A 21,564-nucleotide genomic window follows, 5' to 3' on the forward strand; every position below is an offset into this window, starting at 1 on the left:
TGCTCCTGTCCTTTCCTCGTGATCCGGCTGCGATCAGATCGGCGGCCGTGGCCGACCCTGCATCGCCTCCCAGATCCGCGATGGTGTCAGCGGCATGTCGGCGTGCCGAATACCGTAGGGTTCCAACGCATTCACCACGGCATTGACCACCGCCGGCGGCGAACCCACCGTGGCGGACTCGCCGACACCCTTGGCGCCGATCGGATGATGCGGCGACGGCGTGACGGTCGACCCGGTCTCCCAGTGCGGGACCTCGAGCGCGGTGGGGATCAAGTAGTCCATGAACGACCCGGACAGACAGTTGCCGGACTCGTCGAACTCGATGATCTCCATCAGCGCCATACCCACGCCATCGGTGAGGCCGCCGTGCACCTGGCCCTCGATGATCATAGGGTTGATGCGGGTTCCGCAGTCGTCGACGGCGACGAATCGTCGCACCTTCACCACCGCGGTCTGTGGATCGATGTCGACGACGCAGATGTAGGCGCCGAACGGATAGGTGAGGTTCGCGGGGTTGTACACCACCGACGCATCCAACCCGCCTTCCACACCGGGCGGCAGATCACCCGCACCGTGCGCCTTCATCGCGATCTCCGAGATGGTCACCGACTTCCCTGGGTCACCCTTGACGTGATAAGACCCCTTCTCCCACTCCAGATCTGCGACGGAGACCTCGAGCATCCCCGACGCGATGAGTTTCGCCTTGTCCCGGATCCGGCGGGCCGCGACCGCGGCGGCCGCCCCTGACACCGGTGTGGAGCGGCTGCCGTAGGTACCGAGACCGAACGGGGTGTTGTCGGTGTCGCCGTGGACCACATCGATGTCGTCGGGCGGAATGCCGAGTTCCTCGGCGACGATCTGCGCATAGGTGGTCTCGTGACCCTGGCCCTGCGACTGCACCGACAACCGGACGACGGCCTTCCCGGTCGGGTGGACCCGCACATCGCAGCCGTCGGCCATGCCGAGGCCCAGGATGTCCATGTCCTTGCGCGGTCCGGCACCGACCGCTTCGGTGAAGAAGGCCACGCCGATCCCCATCAGCTCACCGCGCGCACGCTTTTCGGCTTGTTCGGCCAGCAGCGCGTCGTAGTCGGCGATCCGCATCGCCTCGCGCATCGCCTCGTCGTAGTTGCCGGAGTCGTACACCCACCCGGTCTTGGTGGTGTACGGGAACTGGTCGGGGCGGATGAAGTTCTTGCGCCGCAATGCGATCTGATCCATCTTCAGTTCGTAGGCGAGGCAGTTCACCAGCCGTTCGACGAGATAGACGGCCTCGGTGATCCGGAACGAGCACGCGTAGGCCACCCCGCCGGGAGCCTTGTTGGTGTAGACCGCGGTCATCGAACAGTAGGCGGCCTCGAGCTGGTAGCTGCCGGTGAAGACGCCGAAGAAACCGGCCGGGTACTTCACTGGTGCCGCAACGCCGTTGAACGCGCCGTGGTCGGCGAGCACATTGGTGCGGATGGCGAGGATCCGGCCGTCGTTGGTGGCGGCGATCTCCGCGCGCATGATGTAGTCGCGGGCGAAACCGGTGCTGGTCAGGTTCTCGGTGCGGTCCTCCATCCATTTGACGGGCTTTCCGGTGACGATGGATCCGACGATCGCACACACATATCCGGGGTAGATCGGCACCTTGTTTCCGAATCCGCCACCGATGTCCGGTGAGATGACGCGGATCTTGTGTTCCGGGATGCCGGCCACGATCGCGTACAGGGTGCGGTGGGCGTGCGGCGCCTGGCTCGTCGACCAGAGCGTGAGTTTGCCATCGACCCGGTCGAAATCGGCGACGGCGCCGCAGGTTTCCATCGGGGCCGGATGCACCCTGGGGTAGACCATGTCCTGGGTGACAACCACGTCGGCCGACGCGAACACCGCCTCGGTGGCCGCCTTGTCGCCGGTCTCCCAGTCGAAGATGTGGTTGTCGGTCTTGTCCTCGAGGTCGTCGCGGATCACCGGCGCCGACGGATCGAGCGCCTTACGCACGTCGTGGACGGCGTCGAGGATCTCGTAGTCGACGTCGATGAGTTCGAGCGCATCCCGTGCCGCATAACGGTCTTCGGCCACCACCGCGGCGACCTCCTGACCCTGGAAGCGGACCTTGTCGGTGGCGAGCACCGCTTGCACGTCGTTGGACAGCGTCGGCATCCAGTCCAGCCCAAGGCCTTTGAGGGTCTCGCCGGTGATCACCGCCTTCACCTTCGGCAACGCCTCGGCCGCCGACGTGTCGATGCTGACGATCCTGGCGTGGGCGACCGGCGAACGCAGGATCGCCATGTGCAGCATGCCGGGCAGCTGCACGTCGTCGACGTACCGGCCGAGGCCCCGGATGAAGCGCGGATCCTCTTTGCGGAGCATCCGGCCGTAGCCGACCGGCTTCTGGTTGTTGTCGACGAGATCCGCCGCCGTCGGCTCGGGGGGCGTGGTGATGGTCATCGGACCGCTCCTGCCGTGGTGTCGTCGGTGGTGGCCTGTTCCGCGACAGCACCATTCGAATGTCGTGCGGCCCATTGCACCGACCGCACGATCGTCGTGTAACCGGTGCAGCGGCAGATCTGCCCGCTGATCGCCTCGCGGATCTCGTCCTCGCTCGGGTCCGGATTCTCGTCGAGCAGCGCGCGGGTGGTCATCAGCATGCCGGGTGTGCAGAAACCGCATTGCAGCCCATGGCATTCCATGAATCCCTGCTGGATGGGGTCGAGGGTGGTGCCCTGTTCGAGCCCTTCGACGGTCCGCACCTCGTGGCCACCGGCCATCGCGGCGAGGATGGTGCACGACTTCACCGGCTGCCCGTCGATCTGCACCACGCAGGTGCCGCAGTTGCTGGTGTCGCACCCCCAGTGGGTGCCGGTGAGCGCGAGATGGTCGCGCAGGAAATGCACGAGCAACAGCCGCGGCTCGATGTCGCGGGTCACCGACTCGCCGTTGACGGTCATCGTCACTTGCATCGAATTCTCCTCTGTCCCAGGGCTGTTGTCGGATCAGGCGGTGGCGGCGCTGGCGACACCCAACCGCGCCGCGCTGCGGCGAAGTGCGCGTCGGGTCAGTTCGTCGGCGAGATGTCGCTTGTAGTCGGCGGTTCCGCGGCCATCGGTGACCGGATCGCAGGATTCGGCGGCGATCGCTCCGGCACGCTCCCAGGCGGCTTCGGTCGGCTCCTGACCACGCAGCGCCTCCGAGATCGCGGGAATCCCCGTGGTGTTGGCGCCGACCGCGGCCAAACCGACTCGCGCATCGGCGATCACGCCATCGGCGAGCCACAGCGCCGCGCCGGCGGCGACCACCGCCCAGTCACCGGCACGGCGCTCCACCTTCTCGTACGCGCTGCTGCCGCCGGAACGCACCGGAATCCTTATCTCGGTGAGCATCTCGTTCTGCTCGACGGCGGTCTCGTAGGGACCACGATGGAATTCCTCCATCGTGACGACCCGTTCGCCCTCCGCACCGCGGATGACGCAACTCGCATCGAGGGTGTTGCACACGCTCGACAGGTCCTCGGAGGGGTCGGCCTGACACAGGGAACCGCCGAGCGTTCCCCGGTTGCGGACCACCGGGTCGGCGATCACCTTCTCCGCGTCGCGGAAGATCGGAAAGGTCGAGAAGAGTGGGTCGCTGGCAAGCAGTTCGCAGTGCCGGGTCAGGGCGCCGATGCGGACGTCGTCGTCGGTGAATCGGATGTAGCCGAGTTCGTCGTGCAGATCGTTGATGTCGATGACGTATTCGGGTGTGGCCAGCCGGAGTTTCATCATCGGGAGGAGACTGTGGCCACCCGCGATCAGACGCGCCTCGTCGCCGAGCTGACCGAGGAGCCGAATGGCGTCGTCGACGCTCGTCGCGCGTTCGTACTCGAATGGTGCCGGAACCTGCATGGTGTCTCCTCTGCTGCGATGACGGGATTACCGGATGACCTCTGGGTGGATGCGATCGGCGAGCCCGGTCAGATTGGTGCCGCTGCCGCCTCGTCGGGTGGCGATGATCTCGGCGACGATCGACACCGCCGTCTCCGCGGGTGTGCGCGCACCGAGGTCGAGGCCGATGGGCGAATGCAGCCGCGCCAGGTCCGTGTCGGCGACACCCACCTCGCGCAGCCGACGCAGCCGGTCCTCGTGGGTTCGTCGCGACCCCATCGCGCCGATGTAGACGCCCTCGGGTGTCTCGAACGCCGCCTGCAGCGCCGGAACGTCGAACTTCGGATCGTGGGTGAGCACGCAGATCGCGGTGCGTGAATCGACACGGCCGGCAGCCATTTCGGCGCGCAGGTAGCGGTGCGGCCAGTCGACGACGACCTCATGGGCTCCGGGAAAGCGCGGCCGGGTGGCGAAGACGCTGCGGGCGTCGCACACCGTCACGTGATAGCCGAGCGATGCGCCCGCCTCGGCGACGGCGGCCGCGAAGTCGACGGCGCCGAACACGATCATGCGCGGCGACGGCGCGAACGAATTGACGAACACGGTGATGTCATCGCCCATGCGCTGTCCGTCGGGACCGTATCGGAGGGTCGACGACTCCCCCAGGTCCAGCAGGCCGCGCGCATCCTGGGCGACGACCCGGTCGAGATTCGCATCGCCGAGGGTGCCGGCGACGGTGTCGGGAGTGATGGTGAGGTGGCTGCCGACTCGCGCGCCCGGGTGGGTACTGGCGATCACGGTGGCCACGGTGATCGGCTGCCGACCCGTCACGGCGTCGGCGAGATCGCCGAGCTCCGGCCAGGTCTCCCGCGACACGGGTTCACAGAAGACGTCGAGGATGCCGCCGCAGGTGAGTCCGACCTCGAACGCGTCATCGTCGGCGATCCCATAACGCTCGGATTGTGGTGTGCCCGACTCCATGACCTCACCGGCCATTTCGTAGACCGCGCCCTCGACACACCCACCCGACACCGACCCGAGCACACTGCCGTCAGGCGAGCGGATGGCCGCAGCACCCGGTTGCCGGGGTGCCGAGCCGAACGTCGTCACAACGGTCGTCAGCCCGACCGTCTCGCCGTTGCGCCATTGCTCGACGAGCGTGGGCAGGACATCTCGCATCTACACATCCTCGACTCGACGGACACACCGGTGTGCCACGCGTCACATGGTGGTGACATCGTCCAGTCTGCGCCCGATTCGCGGGGCGTCAAGCCGAACCTCAGTGTTCGCTGAAGTAAGGGTGACCTTATCCGCGGCGGCCAAGGGAGAGCACCCATCTGGTCGGGAGCCGACCAAGGGCAGCCACCCCGCCCACCCCCCGCTGGTCGCGCGAGCGCAGCCAGCCCGGCCCATCCCCCGCTGGTCGAGTAAGCCGAGCGAGCGCAGCGAGCCCGGCGCATCGAGACCCACCCCGTACCCTCGGAAGCGATGTGCACCACCGACGACCACACCGAATCTCTGGCCTCCGCGCTTACCAAAGCGCGCTTCCCGGTTGACAACCACGAGTTCATCCGGCACATCACCGACACCATCGGCATCTCCGACTACCGGTTCGTCGATGACGGCGACAAGCGCTACATCGCGGCAATCCGACGGGACGGACGCGGTGAACTCCGTATCCACTATGGCTTCACGAATCGCTTCGTCGACGAGGACGAGGCTCGGCGGGTGGGGGCGGGGGCCGACATGATCCGAGAGAGTTCCCAGCCCGGCGGCGGCTGGATGGTCTCGCACCCCGAACACGGCGATCTCGACCGCCGAACCGGAGGTCGTCGGGCGCAGCGCGAGTCGAGGCTATGCCCCAACGGCTGCGGCTTTCAGCTCACAGCCAGCGGCCTGTGCCCCGGTTGTGACGACCACTGAGCAATCCCGGCATGGGCCAGAGTGCTGGTCATCGACGAGACCCGCCGTTCGGGCAACATCGGCCAGAGGATCGTCAAGGCGTTGGTGAAGAACGATTTTCGCGGTGGCATCGCGCGAGTCGCAAGTGCCGACAGTTGCATCCCGCTCGGCGATGCCGCGTTACCGGTGCTGCTGAAGAAAGCCGAGAACGTCGATGCGGCAGGCGAACTGTGCGAGCGCGGATGACCTGGCCATCGCCCGGATCGACCGGCCGCGTCCTCACCGCACCGAGCCTTGGACTCCGCTCGGCACACTCGCGGTGATCCCGGACAGGATCGAGGACGGAAGCGTGATCGCGTTGCCGTGACCACCATCCGCCATGGGCTGCGATGGGACTGCCCGCCGCAGGCGCAAGGGGTTCCACGGCGGGCGGGGTCGATGTGGGCGTGGCGTGGTCGATTGGTCAGCGGGCGCGGAAGCCCCCGTCGACGACGAGTTCGGTGCCGGTCACGAAGCTCGCGTCGTCACTGACGAGATAGGCGACCGCGGCCGCGAGTTCGGCCGCATCGGCGCGGCGGCCCATGGGGGTTTCCGGGACCACGCCGGTACCCGGTTCGTTGGCGTTGAGCGGAGTGGACACCCCGCCCGGTACGAGCGCGTTGACCCGGATACCGTCGTCGGCGAGTTCCAGTGCGGCGGTGCGGGTCAGGCCCAGCATCCCGGCCTTACTCGCGGCGTAGGCGGCATAGCCGACCGCCCCGGACGGTCCGAAGATCGACGAGGTGTTCACCACCGACGATCGGTTGCCTTTGCGCAGCAGGGGAATCATCGCGTGGAGCCCGAGGAAGGCCCCGGTGAGGTTCACTTCGAGTACCTTGTGCCACGCCTCCGGCGTCTCGTCGGCGATGGGCGTGACGTGCACGATCCCGGCGTTGTTGACGAGGATGTCGAGACGCCGATGTGCAGTGGAGATGGTGTCGCGCACGGCTTTCCAGTCGGCAACCGAGGTGACATCGAGGTGCAGATAGCCGACCTCGAGTCCTTTGGCCTGCAACTCCTCGGCGGTGCGGTGCCCGTCATCGTCGAGAACGTCGGCGATGTAGACCGTCGCGCCTTCGGTGGCCAGGCGCAGTGCGTGGGCGGCGCCCTGGCCGCGGGAGCCGCCGGTGATCAGCGCGACCCGTCCGGAGAGTCGATTCGAGATCTGCTGCAAGGCTGCGGACATGCTGTGTACCTTTCGTATTCGAGTAGTTGGATCAGACGACGCCCTGCGCGAGCATGGCGTCGGCGACCCGGGTGAATCCGCCGATTGCGGCGCCGGAGACGTAGTCGTCGGGGTCGGCGGTGTAGCTGCCGGCGGTCTCCCGGATGTGACCGTGGATGTCGCACATGATCTCGTCGAGCCGGTCCTGGGTTTCGTGCCAGGTCCACGAGGTGCGGGCGGCGTTCTGCTGCATCTCGAGCGCGGAGGTGGCCACACCGCCGGCGTTGGCCGCCTTACCCGGTGCGAAGAGCACGCCGGCCTCACGGAAGGTGGCGACCGCCGCGGCGGTACACGGCATGTTGGCGCCCTCGGACACCGCGGTCACGCCGTTGCGGATCAGGGTGGCGGCGTGATCGGCGCCGAGCTCGTTCTGTGTCGCGCTGGGCAGGACCACCTCGCACGGGATGTCGAACACCGAGCCGACGGTGACATATCGCGCCGACGGACGTTCCGCGACGTACGCCGAAAGGCGGTCGCGGCGAATCTCTTTGACCTCCTTGAGCAGTGCTACATCGATGCCGGCGTCGTCGACGACATACCCGGAGGAATCCGAGCAGCCGACCACGGTGGCGCCGAGTTCGTGTGCCTTCTCGATGGCGTAGATCGCGACGTTGCCCGATCCGGACACCACCGCACGCCGGCCGTCCAGTGACAGACCACGGGTCGCAAGCATCTCCCGCAAGAAGATCACGGCGCCGTAGCCGGTGGCCTCGGTCCGTGCGTGCGAGCCCGACCAGCCGACACCCTTGCCGGTGAGCACGCCGGCCTCGAAGCGGTTCACGATCCGCTTGTACTGGCCGAACATGTATCCGAGCTCACGCACGCCGACGCCGATGTCGCCGGCGGGGACGTCGGTGTGCTCGCCGAGATGCCGGTAGAGCTCGGTGACGAAGGATTGACAGAAGCGCATGACCTCGCCGTCGGAGCGGCCCGCCGGGTCGAAGTCGCTGCCGCCCTTGCCGGCACCGATCCCTTGACCGGTGAGTGCGTTCTTGAAGATCTGTTCGAACCCGAGGAATCGGATGACTCCCAGATCGACCGACGGGTGAAATCGCAAGCCGCCCTTGAACGGTCCGAGAGCACTGTTGAATTCGACTCGGTAGCCCCGGTTCACCTGAACCCGGCCACGGTCGTCGACCCACGGGACACGGAAGAGCACCTGCCGCTCGGGTTCGCACAGCCGCTCGAGAATCCGGGCGTCGATGTACTCGGGATGGCGGTCGAGCACCGGCGCCAGCGCGGTCAGCACTTCGTCGACCGCCTGGTGGAACACCGCTTCGCCGGGACTGCGACGGTGTACGGCGGAGATCACTGCGGAGATGTGCTCGGCAACCTCGTCCGAGCGGATAGGGGAGTAGATGGCGGTCATCTGTTCGGAGGTCCTTACGGTGGGAGGGGTGGCGGCGGTGTCACTTTCGAGCGCGATCCGAGGAGACGTGCCTCAACGCTGCTTGCCCACCGCTGAGCGCTCGCGGGCTGATCCGAAGAGTGGCAGCCATTTTCGCTGATCGATCTCGATGCATTCGTCGCAAGCTCCTCATTTACTCGATCCGGGGAGAAAGCGAGGAGCGCTAGCGACGAGCGCATCGAGATCCTGTGCGCGTCGATCTCGATGCGCTCGCTCGCTGGCGCTCGCGGGCTTACTCGATCAGCAGGAGGGGGGCGCTCGCGGGCCTACGTGCGCTTACGTTTAGACGCTGGTGGTGTCTCGTTCGAGCGAGGAGGAGACCGCCAAGGCGGTGAGCAGCCGTTCGGTGTCGGCCATCTGGTCGTTCCAGATGGCGCGCACGATGTCGACGCGGAGTTCGGGGTCCTGGACGGTGGAGAAGTAGTTGGTCAGCGCGAGTCCGCGTGGGCCGGCCTCGTTGTGCAGTTCGATCATGCGGGCGATCAGCTTGGCCTGCACGCCGTAGACGGGGATTTGCGGACCGCGAGGGGCGATGAGTCCGACGAAGTACAACTTCTCGACGCCTTCCGGCAGTATGCCGCCGGCGTAGCGGACCGGGACGTTGTCGCGCCAGGTGACCAGGCTGTCGTCGAGGAACGGCAGCGACACGTTGAAGCCGGTGGCCCACAGGATGGTGTCGTAGTCCTTGGCGGTGCCGTCACTGAAGTGCACGGTGTTGCCGTCGAAGCGCTCGATGCCCGGGCGGACGTTCACGCGTCCATGGTGGATCCAGTACAGCAGCAGGTCGTTGACGGTGGTCGCGCCGTCGGCCAGGGTGCGGACCTCGGGATCGGGCAGGCCGGGATAGTTGTGGTTCTCGCCGATGGACACCCGCGCCAACAGACAGGCGAGCAGATCCTGTTCGTCGGCGGAGAACCCTGAGAGGAACGGGACTTCCTGGCGCGGAACGCCGAAGTACATCTTGGGCTGGAAGTAGACACCCTTGCGGATGACGATGTCGGCTTCGAGGCGGTGCTGGGCGACGTCGACCGCGAGATCACATGCCGAGTTGCCGGCGCCGACGACGAGCACGCGCGTGCCCGCGACGTCGCCGGTGTTCTGATATTCGCTGGAGTGGAGTTGCGTGCCCGCGAAAGTGCCTGGAACCGAGGGGATCTTGGCGTCCCAGAGGTGACCGTTGGCAACCAGCACGCCGTCGAACACACCCTCGTCGCCGCGGGAGGTGACCACCCGCCAGCCGGCCGACCCGACCTGACCGTTACCGGCGTCGATCGGGGTGACCGAGGCGACCTCGGTGTTGAAGTTGATCAGGTCGTACTGCCCGGTGCTCTGCGCGTAGGACTCGATGTAGTTGCGAACCTGGTCGCGGCGCGGGAAGTGGGGGTACTCGGTGGGCATCGGGAAGTCTTCGAAGTGGGTCATGTCCCGCGAGGTGATCAGATGCAGCGCGTCGTAGTCGGTGTGCCAGTGGCCGCCGACCCGGTCGGTCTTCTCGAAGCACTCGACCTCGTGGCCGGCGGAACGCAACTGGTGTACCGCCGAGATGCCGGCAGCCCCGGCACCGATGACGCAATAGCGGGTCATGGTGAATCTCCTTGTCTTCTCGGGCCTTTCCCTGATGGCCGGCCGATGTGACAAGTCTCGCGACGTTTCGATGCTCTCGTCCATACCGAGATCACGACATCGACTCAAGGTTTATCCTTGAGTGAATGCATCTGTGCTGGAACGGAGGGTCTCGATGTCTGCCACCACCCCCGTCACTTTGCAGCAGCTCGCCTATTTCCTGTCCGCCGTCGAGCACGGCTCGCTGTCTGCGGCAGCAGAAGCCAACTTCATCGCCCAGCCGAGTCTGTCGGAGCAGATCCGGCGGCTCGAGAACCATCTCGGGGTGTCGCTGTTCGTGCGCACCAACCGCAAACTGATCCTCACCGACGCCGCCCGCATGCTCGTGCCGCATGCGCAACGCACCATCGCCGCGGCCGAGGAGGCGGCCGCCGCAGTCGACCCGGTCCGCACCCTCACCGGCGGCAGTGTCGCCTTCGGGACATTCAGCAGCGCGCACCTGCTGCTGCACACCGATCTCGTGGCGAACTTCCGTGCGCTCTACCCGCTGGTGAAAGTACGGATCGTCGAGTTGAACTCGGTCCAGATCGCCGATGCGGTACGGGAGGGAGAGCTCGAGGCGGGTCTGGTCGCCCTGCCGGTCGACGACCGAGGCCTGGACATCGGTGAACTCGAATGGACCTCGGATGCGGTGTATCTGACCAAAGACCGGACGCGCGCCGACCACCCCATGACGATCGAGGAGATCGCTGCGGCTGATCTGATCCTGCCGGATTCCAAGTGGCGGGAGATGGACCCGACCCGTCGCCAACTGCTCGCCATGGCCCAGACCGCCGGGGTCACGATCAGTCCCGTCATCGAGGTCGAATCACCCACGGTCGCACTGGAACTGGCACGACGGGGCGTAGGAGACACGATCGTCACCCACGCCGTCGCCGAAGTCCTTGGCGCCACCAAACACCTACACTGGGCGCCGCTGTCACCGGCATTGCCGGAAAGCTTCGCGTTCATCACCCGCCGTTATGCGACGCTCTCCCCGGCGACCACGATCATGATCCGGCTCGCCCGCCAACTACTCGCCGACATCCCCTGCGGACAGGTACCGAGCCGGTCCTCGTAGGCGCCCCCAACTGGGGATTTGAAGATGTAACACCACAGCAATGTGACCTGGGATACATCACGACCTGGCCTTATAGTCAAACCCTTGAGCGGCTCCCGAATGTTGCCCATGTACCGGGGGTATCGGGCGCCGCAGACTTTCGAGTTATCCGACGTCGGATGCCTTCACCCCCACCTGAGCAGGTAGACCTCCAGGAGCACACGCCATGACAACCTCCAGTCCCCCGGTCACTTACGCGAGTGACACCCGATTCCAACGCCGAATGTCGCTGCAGGCCGCGATGTTCATCGGCGTCGGCGGCCAGATCGGCTCCGGCTGGCTCTTCGCCGTGCTGGCGGCCGCCGGCATCGCCGGACCGTCGGCGGTGATCTCGTGGATCATCGGCGGCCTGCTGACCCTGCTGATCGCGCTGGCCTGGATGGAGGTCGGCACCGCCCTGCCGTTCAGCGGCGCCATCGTCCGCTACCCGTACCTGTCCCACGGCGGGCTGACCGGTTGGCTGATGGGCTTGTCGTACTGGCTCGCCAACGTGTCGCTCCCGGCCATCGAGGCCATCGCCGCGATCACCTATGTCGGCGGCGTGTTCCCCGGCCTGGGTTTGCTCACCACACGCGACGGCGTGTCCATGCTCTCCTGGCCGCGCGGCATTGTGGTGGGACTGGTGCTCATGGTGATCTTCCTGCTGATCAATCTGTTCGGCGTGAAGCTCCTCAGTGAGGCGAACCGCTGGATCACCTGGTGGAAGATCATCATTCCGACCGCGACGTTCCTGCTGCTGTTCTCGGTTCTCGAGTGGTCCAACTTCACCCAGTACGGCTTCTTCGGCAACGGTGGAGAGGGCCACTCCGGCGCCGGTTCCATGTTCCAGGCCGTCGCGACCTCCGGTATCGCGTTCGCGCTCATGGGATTCCGCGGGGTCATCGACTTCGCCGGTGAGGTCAAGAAGCCGAGCCGTAACATCCCGCTCGGCACCATCGGCTGCGTGCTGATCCCCATGACGATCTACATCGGATTGCAGGTCGCCTTCCTCGGCGCCATCAACTGGTCCGACGCCAAGGTGGCGCCGGGCGACTGGGCCGGGCTGGCACAGAGCTCGTGGGCCGACGGTCCGCTGAGCGCCGCCCTGCACGCCTCGGGCTACGCACTGCTGGGCGCGTTCGTGACGATGCTCTTGATCGATGCCATCCTGTCGCCGAGCGCGGCCGGCTACCTCTACCTCGGTGGCGGCGCCCGCGTCGGTTACGGACTGGCGATCAACAAGTACTTCCCCGCGGCCCTTACCAAGATGAATCGCCACGGTGTCCCCGCGGTGTCGGCCATCGTCGCCTTCGTCGTCGGCTGTCTGTTCTTCGCCCCGGCACCGAGTTGGTACCGCCTGGTCGGCTTCATCAGCTCTGCGCTGGTGCTGAGTACTCTGGCGGCATCCGTGGCGCTGATGGTGATGCGCCGCACCGCACCCGACCTGCCCCGGCCGTTCAAGCTGCCGGCCGCCAATGTGCTTGCGCCCGCGGGATTTGTCGCCGCGTCGCTGATCATCTACTGGTGCGGGTTCATCACCCTGGTCAACCTGATCACGATTCTGCTGGGTGCCCTCGCAGTCTACGCGGTCTGCTTCTCCTCGTATCGCGGTTGGACCCGCCGCAGACCGGCCGCCGCTCTGAGCGTCGCGTTCCTGATCGGCTGGGTCATCATCGCCGCACGCAGCGGGTTCGTCCTGGCCACGCCGGACACCGGCCTGCGCAACAACGGACAACTCGCCGAGTATCTCGTCGGCACGATCGTCCTGTGCGTCGCCTTCCTGGTCGGGCTGCGACTGCTCACCGCTGACGAAGGTGTGCGCCATCTCCGCGGCGGCTACTGGCTGGTGTTCCTGCTCCTTGGCCAGCTGACCGTCTCGGCGATCGGCGAGTACGGACCGATGAAGGACCCGCTGCTGGGCTTCCCCCTCGACACCGTCTCGGCCATGGTGGTCGGCCTGATCGCCTACTACTGGGCACTCAAGACCGGCTTCAAGGTGCCCGAGATGACCTCTCTGGCAGCCGAATACACCGCCAAGGCAGAAGCCGAGGCCATCATCTCCGCCGAGAACGCCAGCCTCGACGAGGAACTGGAGATCGTCGCCGACACTGCACGTATCGACATCAAGGAAGTGGACAGCAAATGACCGGAATCGCCATCGTCACCGGAGCAGCAAGCGGAATGGGTCGCGCCACCGCGGAGTTGCTCGCCGAATCCGGCTACGACGTACTCGCCCTCGACCGGACCGAGACCAGCTACCCCGCAGGGGACGGCAAGGTCGAGACCGTCGGCGTCGACGTCACCGACGGGGCCGCCGTCCGTGCGGCCGTCGACGCTCGTGTCGCGGCGACCGGATCGTCAATAGCGTTGGTGGCCAACGTCGCCGGCGTGTACCCACCCACCACGCTGGACACCTACGACGAGGCGACCTACCGGCTCATCTTCGACGTGAACGTGCTGGGCGTCGTGAATGTGGCGTCCGCTGCGGTACCGCACATGACGGCAGGGGCGGCGATCGTGAACTTCGCCTCGGTCGACGCCTTCACCGTCTCGCCCGGCCAGCTGCTCTACGGTGCGTCGAAGGCCGCCGTCGTGATGCTGACCAAGTCAATGGCTCTCGAGTTGGCCGGCAAGGGAATTCGCGTCAATGGTATTGCCCCCGGATGGGTGGACACCCCTGGGAACAAGGCGACCGGACGGATGGAGGCAGCGGCTGCTGCGATCCCCCTCGGCCGGGTTGCCCAGCCGCGCGAGATCGCGCAGTGGGTGAGAATCCTCGGCAGCACCGACGCCGGCTTCATGACCGGCGAGACCGTGGTGCTCTCGGGCGGAGACGTCATCCGCTGAGCGGCCGATCAAACACATTGCGGGGTCGACGGGTGTCGGCCCCGCAATGCGCTCGGGCGCGGCCGCATGTCAGTCGGCAGCGTACGCACCTCGGATGATGTCCAGTAATTCTGTTGCGATGTACGAGTTTCCCGCTCGTCACATATGGATCGGCATGCTGTGCATCACGTGCGCCAACGCGGCGATCGTCACCGCCCGGCATCGCGAATGACGGAGGACGCCTATGGGTTCATCTCGTACGCGCCGGAGTAGGCCGCGACCCGCTCCCACACACGGTTGAATCGCTCGGCATCGCCGATCGGCTTGCGGATCGAATCCAGTGCCCACTCCTGCTGCGCCGGCGTCGAGGCCGTCTTTCCATGCAGCGCAATCGCATACGCGCTGAAGTCGCGGACCTGGAAGTCGAAGATCTGGTCGATCAGATCCTCGTCGAGTCCGGTCAGGGCACTCTGCTCGAGGATCAACTGGCCGTACACGATCAGCGAGAAGAGGTGACCGATGGTCAGCAGGAAATCCAGATCCTGCTGCTGCTCGGCGTCGGGGGCCGCGGTCAGGAGGAGTTGCCGGAATGCCTGCGCCTGATCGTAGAAGCAGGCGACGTTCGGAATGCTGGCATGCTTCTCGTACACCTGTGTCCAGTCGGCGAACTGGATTTTCGCCGCGCCACGGGTCGGCCCCTGATTCCAGAAGAAGACGTCGTCGGCGGGGTCGTCGCGGGTGGGGATCTCCGGGTAGGCTGCCGGGTTCAACATGTAGTTCGGCATGAACTTGAGGATCAGGCCGACGTTGACGTGCACGGTGCCCTCCAGCCGGGGCAGGTACCCGATGAGCTGGGACACCTCGCGGAACATGGTGTTCTTCTCGTACCCCTTGGCGGCCATCACGTCGTGCAGACCGCGGATGACGGTCTCGCCCTCCATGGTGACCTTGGCCTTGGTCATCGGGTTGAACAGGAGGTAGCGCCGGTCGTCGAGGCTCGCGCTGCGGAAGTAGTCGACCGCGCGGCGGCTGAACGCCTTCATCGCGACCAGCCGCGCGTAGGAATCGACGAAGATCGCTCGCACATGCGCGAAGTCGGTGACCGGGTTGCCGTAGAGAATGCGGTTGTGCGCGTGGGTGATCGACTCGTAGAACGCGTGCTCGGTCATCCCGATGGTGCAGCTGCACAGGTTGAACTTGCCGACGTTCACGGTGTTCAACGCCGCCGCGAACGCCTCGACACCGGTGTGCAGGATGTCCTCGGCGCGCACCGGATAGTCGTCGAGACGGAACGTGCTCACATAGATCTGCATGTGCACGGTGTTGTCGATCAGATGGAAGTTCTCGTGGCGACTGTCGGCGGCGAAGAACATGTATGCGTCGTTGCCGTCGATGTCCCCGCGCCGCCCGAAGACCGACACCATGCTCGCGACGTTGCCGTTTCCGATGTAGTACTTCTCCCCCGACGCACGGAAGAGGATGCCGTTCGCCTGATCCTCGGCGTCGGCCGGGGTGAGGACGAGGTCGGTCTGGTAGACGTCCGCGCCGTGTTCGCGCTCGGACAGCCCGAACGCCATCACCTCCCCGGCTTCGAGGTCGCGTGCCGCCCGACGTCGGGCGTCGACGTTGCTGCTCTGCCAGATCGGCCCGAGACCGAGGATCGTGACCTGCTCGATGTACCAGTAGGTCAGCCCGTAGAAACCCAGGATCTCGGCGAGTGCGGCGTTACGCGTGGCGTCCCAACGCTTGTGCGGGTTGCCGTCGGCGAACTCCGACGGCGTGAGGAACGTCGCGAACAATTTCTCGCGTTTCACGAAGTCGACGAAATCGGCGGGCCACTGTGCGGACAGATCGTCGGCGAGGGTGCGGTTCTTGCCACGGTCCTCGAACCACTGGATCGTCGCCCGCAGCAACCGGCGGGTCTCGTCGTCGAATTGCTGCGGGTCGTATGTTTTCGGGTCGAAGAGCAAGCCGTCGGTGTGTCCCATACCTCAGTTCTACTTGGCACGGGCGTGTCGTCCGTGCCGAATGGCCACACCCGGCACGGACGATTCCGTCCGCCCCGTCCTGCAGCGATTCAGGCAATGCCCGACGACGGTGGCGACCACCGCCAGGCCGCCGCTCGTTTGTGCGACCCCAACCCGATATCGCGAACTCGAGGCACCGATGCCGCGATGCCAGATCGGGGCGCATGCAACCGCAGCACGGCGCATCATCGTCCTGTGCGCAGCATCTTCGTTCGCCTCATTGTCCTGTTGGGCGCGGCCGTGGTGGCCCTTCTCGCGACGACGCAACCTGCGTCGGGCGCTCCCACGACGAGGGCACGCTCCGCGTGCGGCGAACCACTCACCGCCACCGAGGTATCCGAGATCGTCCGCCTGTCCGACCTCACCACCCTGCCGATCGGACCGTCTCTGCCACGACTGGAAGCCACCGCGGCCCGATTGCACACCATCACCGATATCCTTGCCCACCACAGGGATTGGCGTGCAGCATTCGCCCTCGGCCTAGATGCCCTGGAACAACAGGCGGTGCTGCCGCTGCAGCGCCGAGAGTCGGCGTTCGACAACCCCGGCTACGCGCACCGGCTCAGCATTGCCGTGATGAGCCAGTTCCTGGTGAACCTGCACGGCGAGTTCGACTCCGGCCATGTCGAACCCCGCTGGGCACGGCACTTCGCCTTGGCCCACGACTGCCGGGTATCGCTCGGACGCGTCGCGATGGCCGGATACAACGCACACTTCACCGTCGACATGCCCCTCGCCGTCGCTGCGATCGGCACGCGGCCCGCCAACGCACGCGACTACTTCACCGTCCTCGACACCATCGGGCGCAACACCGACGTCATCGTCGACCGAACGACTGCGGTGTTCGGCAACGCCGTCGGCCCCGCGCTCAATGCATTGTCCGGCAACGGAATCACCACTGCCGGCTTCAGCGGATTCAACGTCGTCAACTTCGGTAACGGCCTGGCACTGCAGAATCCGAGCCTTCGCGCAGCGGCCGACGCCGGGATACGGGCAACGTGGTACTCCGTCGATCTCGCGGTGCAGGCCCTGTAGGTCGTCGTGTCGCTTGCGCCCGAGCACCCTCCGTGGGATGACGTCGGACATGTCATTGATTCGCGCGCTGCGCGGCCTTCGGCGCCTGTGAGACGTCGCCGGAGTCGCCAGTGGCGCACTCCCGCGTGCCCGACATGCCGCATCTGTCCGTGACCACGTCGATTCTCACGTCACGGTTCGGTCATTGGCCTTCACAACAACCACATCGGACCTTAGGCTCGGCACACACGCGACCGGTGAGCCGAAACCTGGTCCGACGATGGGACGACCCTATGGTGACTCTCGCTCGAACTCGCTTGATCGCCGGCTTTGTGGCCCTGATGGTGGCGTTGGGCATCGTTGCGGTCACGGCGCCCGTGGCCCGCGCCGCGGGGACGACCGAGCTGGTCTACTCGGCGGCGATGGGACGCAACATCCCGGTCCGCATCATCGACGGTGGCGGCGGGCTGAAACCGACGCTGTATTTGCTCGACGGGCTGCGAGCGCCCAACGACGACAGCGGCTGGCTGATCAACACCGACGTCGACAGGTTCATGGTGGGCAGGGGCACCAATGTGGCCATGCCGTTCGGCGGTGCCGGAAGCTTCTACACGAACTGGGAACGCCCGGACCCGAAGTTGGGCGTCAATCAGTGGGAGACGTTCCTGACCCGCGAACTGCCCGAGTACATGGCACGCAGGCACAACAGCGACAATCGCCGCAACGGGATCGCCGGCCTGTCGATGTCGGGCACGTCGGCACTGAACCTCGCGTCGCGTCATCCCGGGTTCTACAACTCCGTGGCGTCCTACAGCGGATACCCGACGGTCACCGCCCCGGGCTTCAACCAAGGCATTCAACTGTCGGTGGTCGAGGTCGGCGGCAATCCGATCAACATGTGGGGCTTCTACCCGTTCGGCGAGTGGTTCGCGAACGACCCGTTCCTCAGCGCGAACAACCTCGCGGGCAAGTACGTCTACCTCTCGGCAGGGTCCGGTCTGGGCAGCCGATACGACCCGCGGGTAAACCCGGGCAGCCCGTCATTCGATCCCGTCCGGTTCACACAGATGGTGCCGCTGGAGACCGCCGCCTCGGTGAGCACGCAGCTCTACATCCCGCGGGTGGCACTCGTCCCCGGCGTCAAGCTGACCACCCACATCACGCCCGACGGCACCCACTGGTGGGACTACTGGGAGCGCGACTTCAAGCAGTCCTGGTACACCACGTTCCGGCCGGCGTTTTTCTGAGCCCGCCGACCGCGGGGTGCATCGTCGACGCGGCGCATTTGTGTCGGTGCGGCGGATACTTTCGCCGCACAAAGCAAGAACCGCCGCACCCGACCCTGCCCGATGAAGATCCGGTGGCAGGTGCCGTCCAGCGGCGTCGAGTCCTCAGCGACGACGCCGAGCGTGCACCGCTTTCCGGGCGGTCTTGAGGCCGAACCGCCGACCGGTCCGCTCGTCGATGCGCGGTTCGGCCCACTCGGTGCCCTCGAACATTTTCTCGCTGGCGGTCTCGGGCGCGTCGTCGGAGGTGTCGTGCAGGTACTTGTTCGGCAGCGACAGCTTCGCGATCGTCCGCCACGACTTCGCGTACTGCACGTACAGGGGTCCGATCGTGTACGGCAGGTCGTACTTGTCGCACAGCTCGCGCACCCGAATGCCGATCTCCGACAACCGGTTCGACGGCAGGTCGGGAAACATGTGATGCTCGATCTGATAGCTGAGGTTGCCCGACAGGAAGTCGACCACCGGGCCGCCGGACAGATTCGCACTGCCCAGCATCTGCCGGAGATACCACTCGGCTTGCGTCTCGCTGTCCACGTCCTGTTTGGTGAACTTCTCCGCGCCGTCGGGGAAGTGGCCGCAGAAAATGACCGCGTTCGTCCACACGTTGCGGATCAGGTTCGCCGTCAGCGTGGCGGTCAGTGCGCTGCGCCAGCCCTGCTTTCCACCGAACGGGATTCCGACAAGCGGTGCCACGACGTAGTCCTTGGCCACCTGACGGCCGATCTTGCGGCCGACGTCAGCGGCGTCGGCCTTGAAGGTCTCGCGGTCGAACCACGGCCGGTTCCACTTGCTGATGGCGCGCCCGATCTCCAGATGCTGGACCGCCACCCCGTACTCGAAGAGCATCGTCAGCAGCGTGTTGTAGACGAGGTTGCCCGCGTTGAACGGTGTCCACCGCTGATCCCGGGTGACGCGGAGCAGGTTGAAACCCACGTCGTCATCCATTCCGAGGACGTTGGTGTATTTGTGGTGCACGAAGTTGTGCGTGTGCTTCCACAGTCGCGAGGTGCCGGCGTTGTCCCACTCCCAGGTGGTCGAATGCACCTCGGGATCGTTCATCCAATCCCACTGCCCGTGCATGACGTTGTGCCCGAGTTCCATGTTCTCGACGATCTTGGCCAACCCGAGGCACACCGCCGAACCCCACCAGAAACCGCGCTTGTGCGCGCCGAGCAGCATCGCGCGACCGGCCACCTCGAGACCACGCTGGGCCATGATCGTCCGGCGCAGGTAACGCACGTCGGACTCACCGCGCGCGGCTTCGATGTCGCGCCGGATGGCGTCGAGCTCAGCGCCCAACGTTTCCACGTCTGCCTCGGTGAGGTGCGCGTACACCGGAATGTCAGTGATCGCCATGGCAGGCCGCCCTTCGTCGTTGGAGGCTACGCTCCAACCTACGAGACCGCGGGTTGCGCGGCAGCAGGTTGTCAAAGTTCGGTGTGCCGCGCTCCGCGGCCGAAAGCGGACGACGACGCCGGTGACCTCAGTCCAGGTGGCGAAGCGCCGGCCACAGCTGCCCCGGGTCGTGCGGATGTTCGCAGAGGGCGACCGGCATACCCTGCTCCTCGTTGTCGACGCCGAGCCCGTTGTCGAGTGTCCCGAGAATTGTGCATGATCTGAAAAGTTTTGCGGCCCTACGTAGTTGACCGCCGACGAGGAGGATCGCGGCGGTGTCTTCGGGAAGGCGGCGCTGGTCGTGGAGCGCGTTGTGACCGGAGTATGGTGCGGGCAGGCCGAGTGCGGGACCGTACCGGGCCAGCGCTCCGGCCTCCCCGTAGTTCGAGGCCAGGATCGGCGGTCGCGGCGCGGGCAGATCGTGGTAGATCCGGGCGATCTGCGCCACGTACCGGTCCCAGCCGATCTGGTCGGCAACCATCGGTCCGGCGTGGACCACCGGGGTGCGACCGACGACGCGCAGCGGGATGACCGGCAACGCCAGCACGATCGACACCGCGGCATTGATGGCGACCACGCAGAGCACCAACTGTTGTCGGCGTCGATGGCCCGACACCCACCGTGCCACGGGCACGCACCCGGCGGCGTACATCACCGACAACAGGTGCACCGGATAGTGCGGCTGAGCGCCGCCGACGAAGGTGAACACCAACAGAACGGCGAAGCCGACCACGAGCCAGCCGTCGACGTGGCGCCGCTCGGACCGAAGCAGCCAGACGATCCCGGTGCCCCACACCGCCACCAGCGGCGGGCCGAGCATCACGATCAGCATCAGGACGAAGCCGCTGCGCACACCCGCGGCGTTGTGCGCGCCGAGCGCCGAGCCCATCTCGAGCTGCGGCCATCCGTGCTGGGCCTGGTAGAGCAGGTTCGGTAGGCCCACGATCACCGCGACGACGCCGCCGAGGTACGGCCACGGTGTCCGGAACGCCTGCCGCGGACCCAGCAGGAGCAGTCCGACGACCAGCCCGCCGACCACCGTCACGATCAACCACCGGTTGTAGGTGGCCAGACCCGCGATCAGACCCGCCGCCACCCACCAGCGGTCGTGGCCGTGCACCGCCACGACCAGGGCATACACCACCAGCGAGATCAGGAGCAAATCGATCGTCGAGGTGAACAGGACGTGGCCGAGCATCAGGGGCAGCATCGCGGTGGCGTAACCCCAGGCTGCCAGGGCCTGGGCGGTGCGGCCGCCACCCAGCCGCCAGGTGATCATCGCTACGACGACGACCGAGAGTGCCGACGCCAGCGTCGCGGGGATGCGCAGCGCCCATTCCGCGTCGGCCAGGTGCAGTGTCATCCGGGCGATGGCCGGCGTCAGCGGAGGTTGGTCGACATAACCCCAGGCAGGCCGGAGCATCCGGTAGTAGAGCTCGTCGCGGTGGTAGTCGTAGCCGGTCGAGAACACCGTCAGCAGCACGCCCTGAGCGGCCGCGGCCGCCCACACCGGGCCGCGGGCGAACTGCTCGACGGTCATCTCGGGGCCGTCATGTGTTCCAGGATGCGGTCACGCCGGCCGGGTGTCGGACGACAAGGAGGTCGTAATGGTCATGAAGGTGACGCTACCGCTCGAGAAGTGGTCGATGGACGTCACGCGACTTGCGCAGCTTGTGTGCCTTTCCGTTGCGGCTGCCACCGCTCCATCTGTGTGTGTCCTGGTGGCATTCAGACATATTCTGCGGTAGTGGCAGGGTGTAGGCTCCATCTCCTTTTGTCAGTCTCGACCTCGCCAACCTGCGTGTTTCCAATTTCTGTCAGTTCGGCTTTCCAGCTAAGCGTGTCAGTATCCTCGTCTGCGAATCTTGGTTCCAATGGGGATCCGACTTCAAG

The 21,564-nt window shown here is 66.0% G+C and carries 17 protein-coding genes; 7 read left to right on the forward strand and 10 right to left on the reverse strand.

Annotated elements, in window-relative coordinates:
* Positions 1-33 precede the first annotated feature (33 nt).
* The 4 genes from ACWDTI_RS23735 to ACWDTI_RS23750 are packed head-to-tail and all read right to left on the reverse strand — an operon-like array spanning position 34 to position 5,024.
* A complete protein-coding gene (locus ACWDTI_RS23735; RefSeq protein WP_449740590.1) occupies positions 34-2,433 on the reverse strand; it encodes an aerobic carbon-monoxide dehydrogenase large subunit in 2,400 nt (799 codons plus the stop codon).
* Complete coding sequence (locus ACWDTI_RS23740) at positions 2,430-2,945, reverse strand: (2Fe-2S)-binding protein (protein ID WP_449740591.1); 516 nt, start codon at positions 2,943-2,945, stop codon at positions 2,430-2,432. The genes ACWDTI_RS23735 and ACWDTI_RS23740 overlap by 4 nt, the downstream gene beginning before the upstream one ends.
* 33 nt (positions 2,946-2,978) lie before the next feature.
* Entirely contained in the window at positions 2,979-3,866 is an 888-nt protein-coding gene (locus tag ACWDTI_RS23745; RefSeq protein WP_449740592.1) for an FAD binding domain-containing protein, read from the reverse strand.
* Between the two features lie 27 nt (positions 3,867-3,893).
* Positions 3,894-5,024 (reverse strand): XdhC family protein, encoded by a 1,131-nt coding sequence (locus ACWDTI_RS23750; protein ID WP_449740593.1) that lies wholly within the window; start codon positions 5,022-5,024, stop codon positions 3,894-3,896.
* A 309-nt stretch (positions 5,025-5,333) separates the two neighbouring features.
* Here ACWDTI_RS23750 and ACWDTI_RS23755 point away from each other — a divergent pair, with 309 nt between their 5' ends.
* Positions 5,334-5,768: a hypothetical protein gene (locus tag ACWDTI_RS23755; RefSeq protein ID WP_449740594.1), complete on the forward strand. Its 435-nt coding sequence runs from the start codon at positions 5,334-5,336 to the stop codon at positions 5,766-5,768.
* Between the two features lie 21 nt (positions 5,769-5,789).
* Entirely contained in the window at positions 5,790-5,993 is a 204-nt protein-coding gene (locus ACWDTI_RS23760; RefSeq protein ID WP_449740595.1) for a hypothetical protein, read from the forward strand.
* A 217-nt stretch (positions 5,994-6,210) separates the two neighbouring features.
* On the opposite strand, the gene ACWDTI_RS23765 is transcribed toward ACWDTI_RS23760, so the two are convergent.
* From ACWDTI_RS23765 to ACWDTI_RS23775, 3 genes are all read right to left on the reverse strand, one after another.
* Positions 6,211-6,972 carry an SDR family NAD(P)-dependent oxidoreductase gene (locus ACWDTI_RS23765; protein ID WP_449740596.1) on the reverse strand — a complete coding sequence of 254 codons (762 nt, stop codon included), beginning with the start codon at positions 6,970-6,972 and terminating at the stop codon, positions 6,211-6,213.
* A 31-nt stretch (positions 6,973-7,003) separates the two neighbouring features.
* Positions 7,004-8,380 carry an NADP-specific glutamate dehydrogenase gene (gene gdhA, locus ACWDTI_RS23770; protein WP_449740597.1) on the reverse strand — a complete coding sequence of 459 codons (1,377 nt, stop codon included), beginning with the start codon at positions 8,378-8,380 and terminating at the stop codon, positions 7,004-7,006.
* Positions 8,381-8,701: 321 nt separating this feature from the next.
* Positions 8,702-10,003 (reverse strand): flavin-containing monooxygenase, encoded by a 1,302-nt coding sequence (locus ACWDTI_RS23775; protein ID WP_449740598.1) that lies wholly within the window; start codon positions 10,001-10,003, stop codon positions 8,702-8,704.
* 154 nt (positions 10,004-10,157) lie between these two features.
* Here ACWDTI_RS23775 and ACWDTI_RS23780 point away from each other — a divergent pair, with 154 nt between their 5' ends.
* The 3 genes from ACWDTI_RS23780 to ACWDTI_RS23790 all read left to right on the forward strand — a co-directional run bounded on the left by ACWDTI_RS23780 (position 10,158) and on the right by ACWDTI_RS23790 (position 13,967).
* A complete protein-coding gene (locus ACWDTI_RS23780) occupies positions 10,158-11,102 on the forward strand; it encodes a LysR family transcriptional regulator (protein WP_449740599.1) in 945 nt (314 codons plus the stop codon).
* A 205-nt stretch (positions 11,103-11,307) separates the two neighbouring features.
* Complete coding sequence (locus ACWDTI_RS23785) at positions 11,308-13,266, forward strand: APC family permease (protein WP_449740600.1); 1,959 nt, start codon at positions 11,308-11,310, stop codon at positions 13,264-13,266.
* On the forward strand, positions 13,263-13,967 hold the full coding sequence (locus tag ACWDTI_RS23790; protein WP_449740601.1) for an SDR family NAD(P)-dependent oxidoreductase: 705 nt from the start codon (positions 13,263-13,265) through the stop codon (positions 13,965-13,967). Before ACWDTI_RS23785 ends, ACWDTI_RS23790 begins: the two co-directional genes overlap by 4 nt.
* Positions 13,968-14,188: 221 nt before the next feature.
* Here ACWDTI_RS23790 and ACWDTI_RS23795 read toward each other — a convergent pair whose 3' ends face one another.
* Positions 14,189-15,934: an acyl-CoA dehydrogenase family protein gene (locus tag ACWDTI_RS23795; protein ID WP_449740602.1), complete on the reverse strand. Its 1,746-nt coding sequence runs from the start codon at positions 15,932-15,934 to the stop codon at positions 14,189-14,191.
* A 234-nt stretch (positions 15,935-16,168) separates the two neighbouring features.
* Here ACWDTI_RS23795 and ACWDTI_RS23800 point away from each other — a divergent pair, with 234 nt between their 5' ends.
* Positions 16,169-17,008, forward strand: a complete 840-nt coding sequence (locus ACWDTI_RS23800; protein ID WP_449740603.1) for a DUF5995 family protein — start codon at positions 16,169-16,171, stop codon at positions 17,006-17,008.
* Between the two features lie 272 nt (positions 17,009-17,280).
* Complete coding sequence (locus tag ACWDTI_RS23805; RefSeq protein WP_449740604.1) at positions 17,281-18,234, forward strand: alpha/beta hydrolase; 954 nt, start codon at positions 17,281-17,283, stop codon at positions 18,232-18,234.
* A 144-nt stretch (positions 18,235-18,378) separates the two neighbouring features.
* On the opposite strand, the gene ACWDTI_RS23810 is transcribed toward ACWDTI_RS23805, so the two are convergent.
* Entirely contained in the window at positions 18,379-19,632 is a 1,254-nt protein-coding gene (locus ACWDTI_RS23810) for a fatty acid desaturase family protein (RefSeq protein WP_449740605.1), read from the reverse strand.
* A gap of 127 nt (positions 19,633-19,759) precedes the next feature.
* The gene (locus ACWDTI_RS23815; RefSeq protein ID WP_449740606.1) at positions 19,760-21,211 is read right to left on the reverse strand and encodes a glycosyltransferase family 39 protein; all 1,452 of its coding nucleotides are present in this window, start codon (positions 21,209-21,211) and stop codon (positions 19,760-19,762) included.
* Positions 21,212-21,564: the final 353 nt, after the last annotated feature.

The organism is Gordonia sp. NPDC003424 (assembly GCF_053588655.1).

Bases quoted from the DNA above. Each gene is read 5' to 3' on its own strand.
- ACWDTI_RS23735 (WP_449740590.1), bottom strand. From the start codon at position 2,433: ATGACCATCACCACGCCCCCCGAGCCGACGGCGGCGGATCTCGTCGAC.
- ACWDTI_RS23740 (WP_449740591.1), bottom strand. From the start codon at position 2,945: ATGCAAGTGACGATGACCGTCAACGGCGAGTCGGTGACCCGCGACATC.
- ACWDTI_RS23745 (WP_449740592.1), bottom strand. From the start codon at position 3,866: ATGCAGGTTCCGGCACCATTCGAGTACGAACGCGCGACGAGCGTCGAC.
- ACWDTI_RS23750 (WP_449740593.1), bottom strand. From the start codon at position 5,024: ATGCGAGATGTCCTGCCCACGCTCGTCGAGCAATGGCGCAACGGCGAG.
- ACWDTI_RS23755 (WP_449740594.1), top strand. From the start codon at position 5,334: ATGTGCACCACCGACGACCACACCGAATCTCTGGCCTCCGCGCTTACC.
- ACWDTI_RS23765 (WP_449740596.1), bottom strand. From the start codon at position 6,972: ATGTCCGCAGCCTTGCAGCAGATCTCGAATCGACTCTCCGGACGGGTC.
- gdhA (WP_449740597.1), bottom strand. From the start codon at position 8,380: ATGACCGCCATCTACTCCCCTATCCGCTCGGACGAGGTTGCCGAGCAC.
- ACWDTI_RS23775 (WP_449740598.1), bottom strand. From the start codon at position 10,003: ATGACCCGCTATTGCGTCATCGGTGCCGGGGCTGCCGGCATCTCGGCG.
- ACWDTI_RS23780 (WP_449740599.1), top strand. From the start codon at position 10,158: ATGTCTGCCACCACCCCCGTCACTTTGCAGCAGCTCGCCTATTTCCTG.
- ACWDTI_RS23785 (WP_449740600.1), top strand. From the start codon at position 11,308: ATGACAACCTCCAGTCCCCCGGTCACTTACGCGAGTGACACCCGATTC.
- ACWDTI_RS23790 (WP_449740601.1), top strand. From the start codon at position 13,263: ATGACCGGAATCGCCATCGTCACCGGAGCAGCAAGCGGAATGGGTCGC.
- ACWDTI_RS23795 (WP_449740602.1), bottom strand. From the start codon at position 15,934: ATGGGACACACCGACGGCTTGCTCTTCGACCCGAAAACATACGACCCG.
- ACWDTI_RS23805 (WP_449740604.1), top strand. From the start codon at position 17,281: ATGGTGACTCTCGCTCGAACTCGCTTGATCGCCGGCTTTGTGGCCCTG.
- ACWDTI_RS23810 (WP_449740605.1), bottom strand. From the start codon at position 19,632: ATGGCGATCACTGACATTCCGGTGTACGCGCACCTCACCGAGGCAGAC.
- ACWDTI_RS23815 (WP_449740606.1), bottom strand. From the start codon at position 21,211: ATGACCGTCGAGCAGTTCGCCCGCGGCCCGGTGTGGGCGGCCGCGGCC.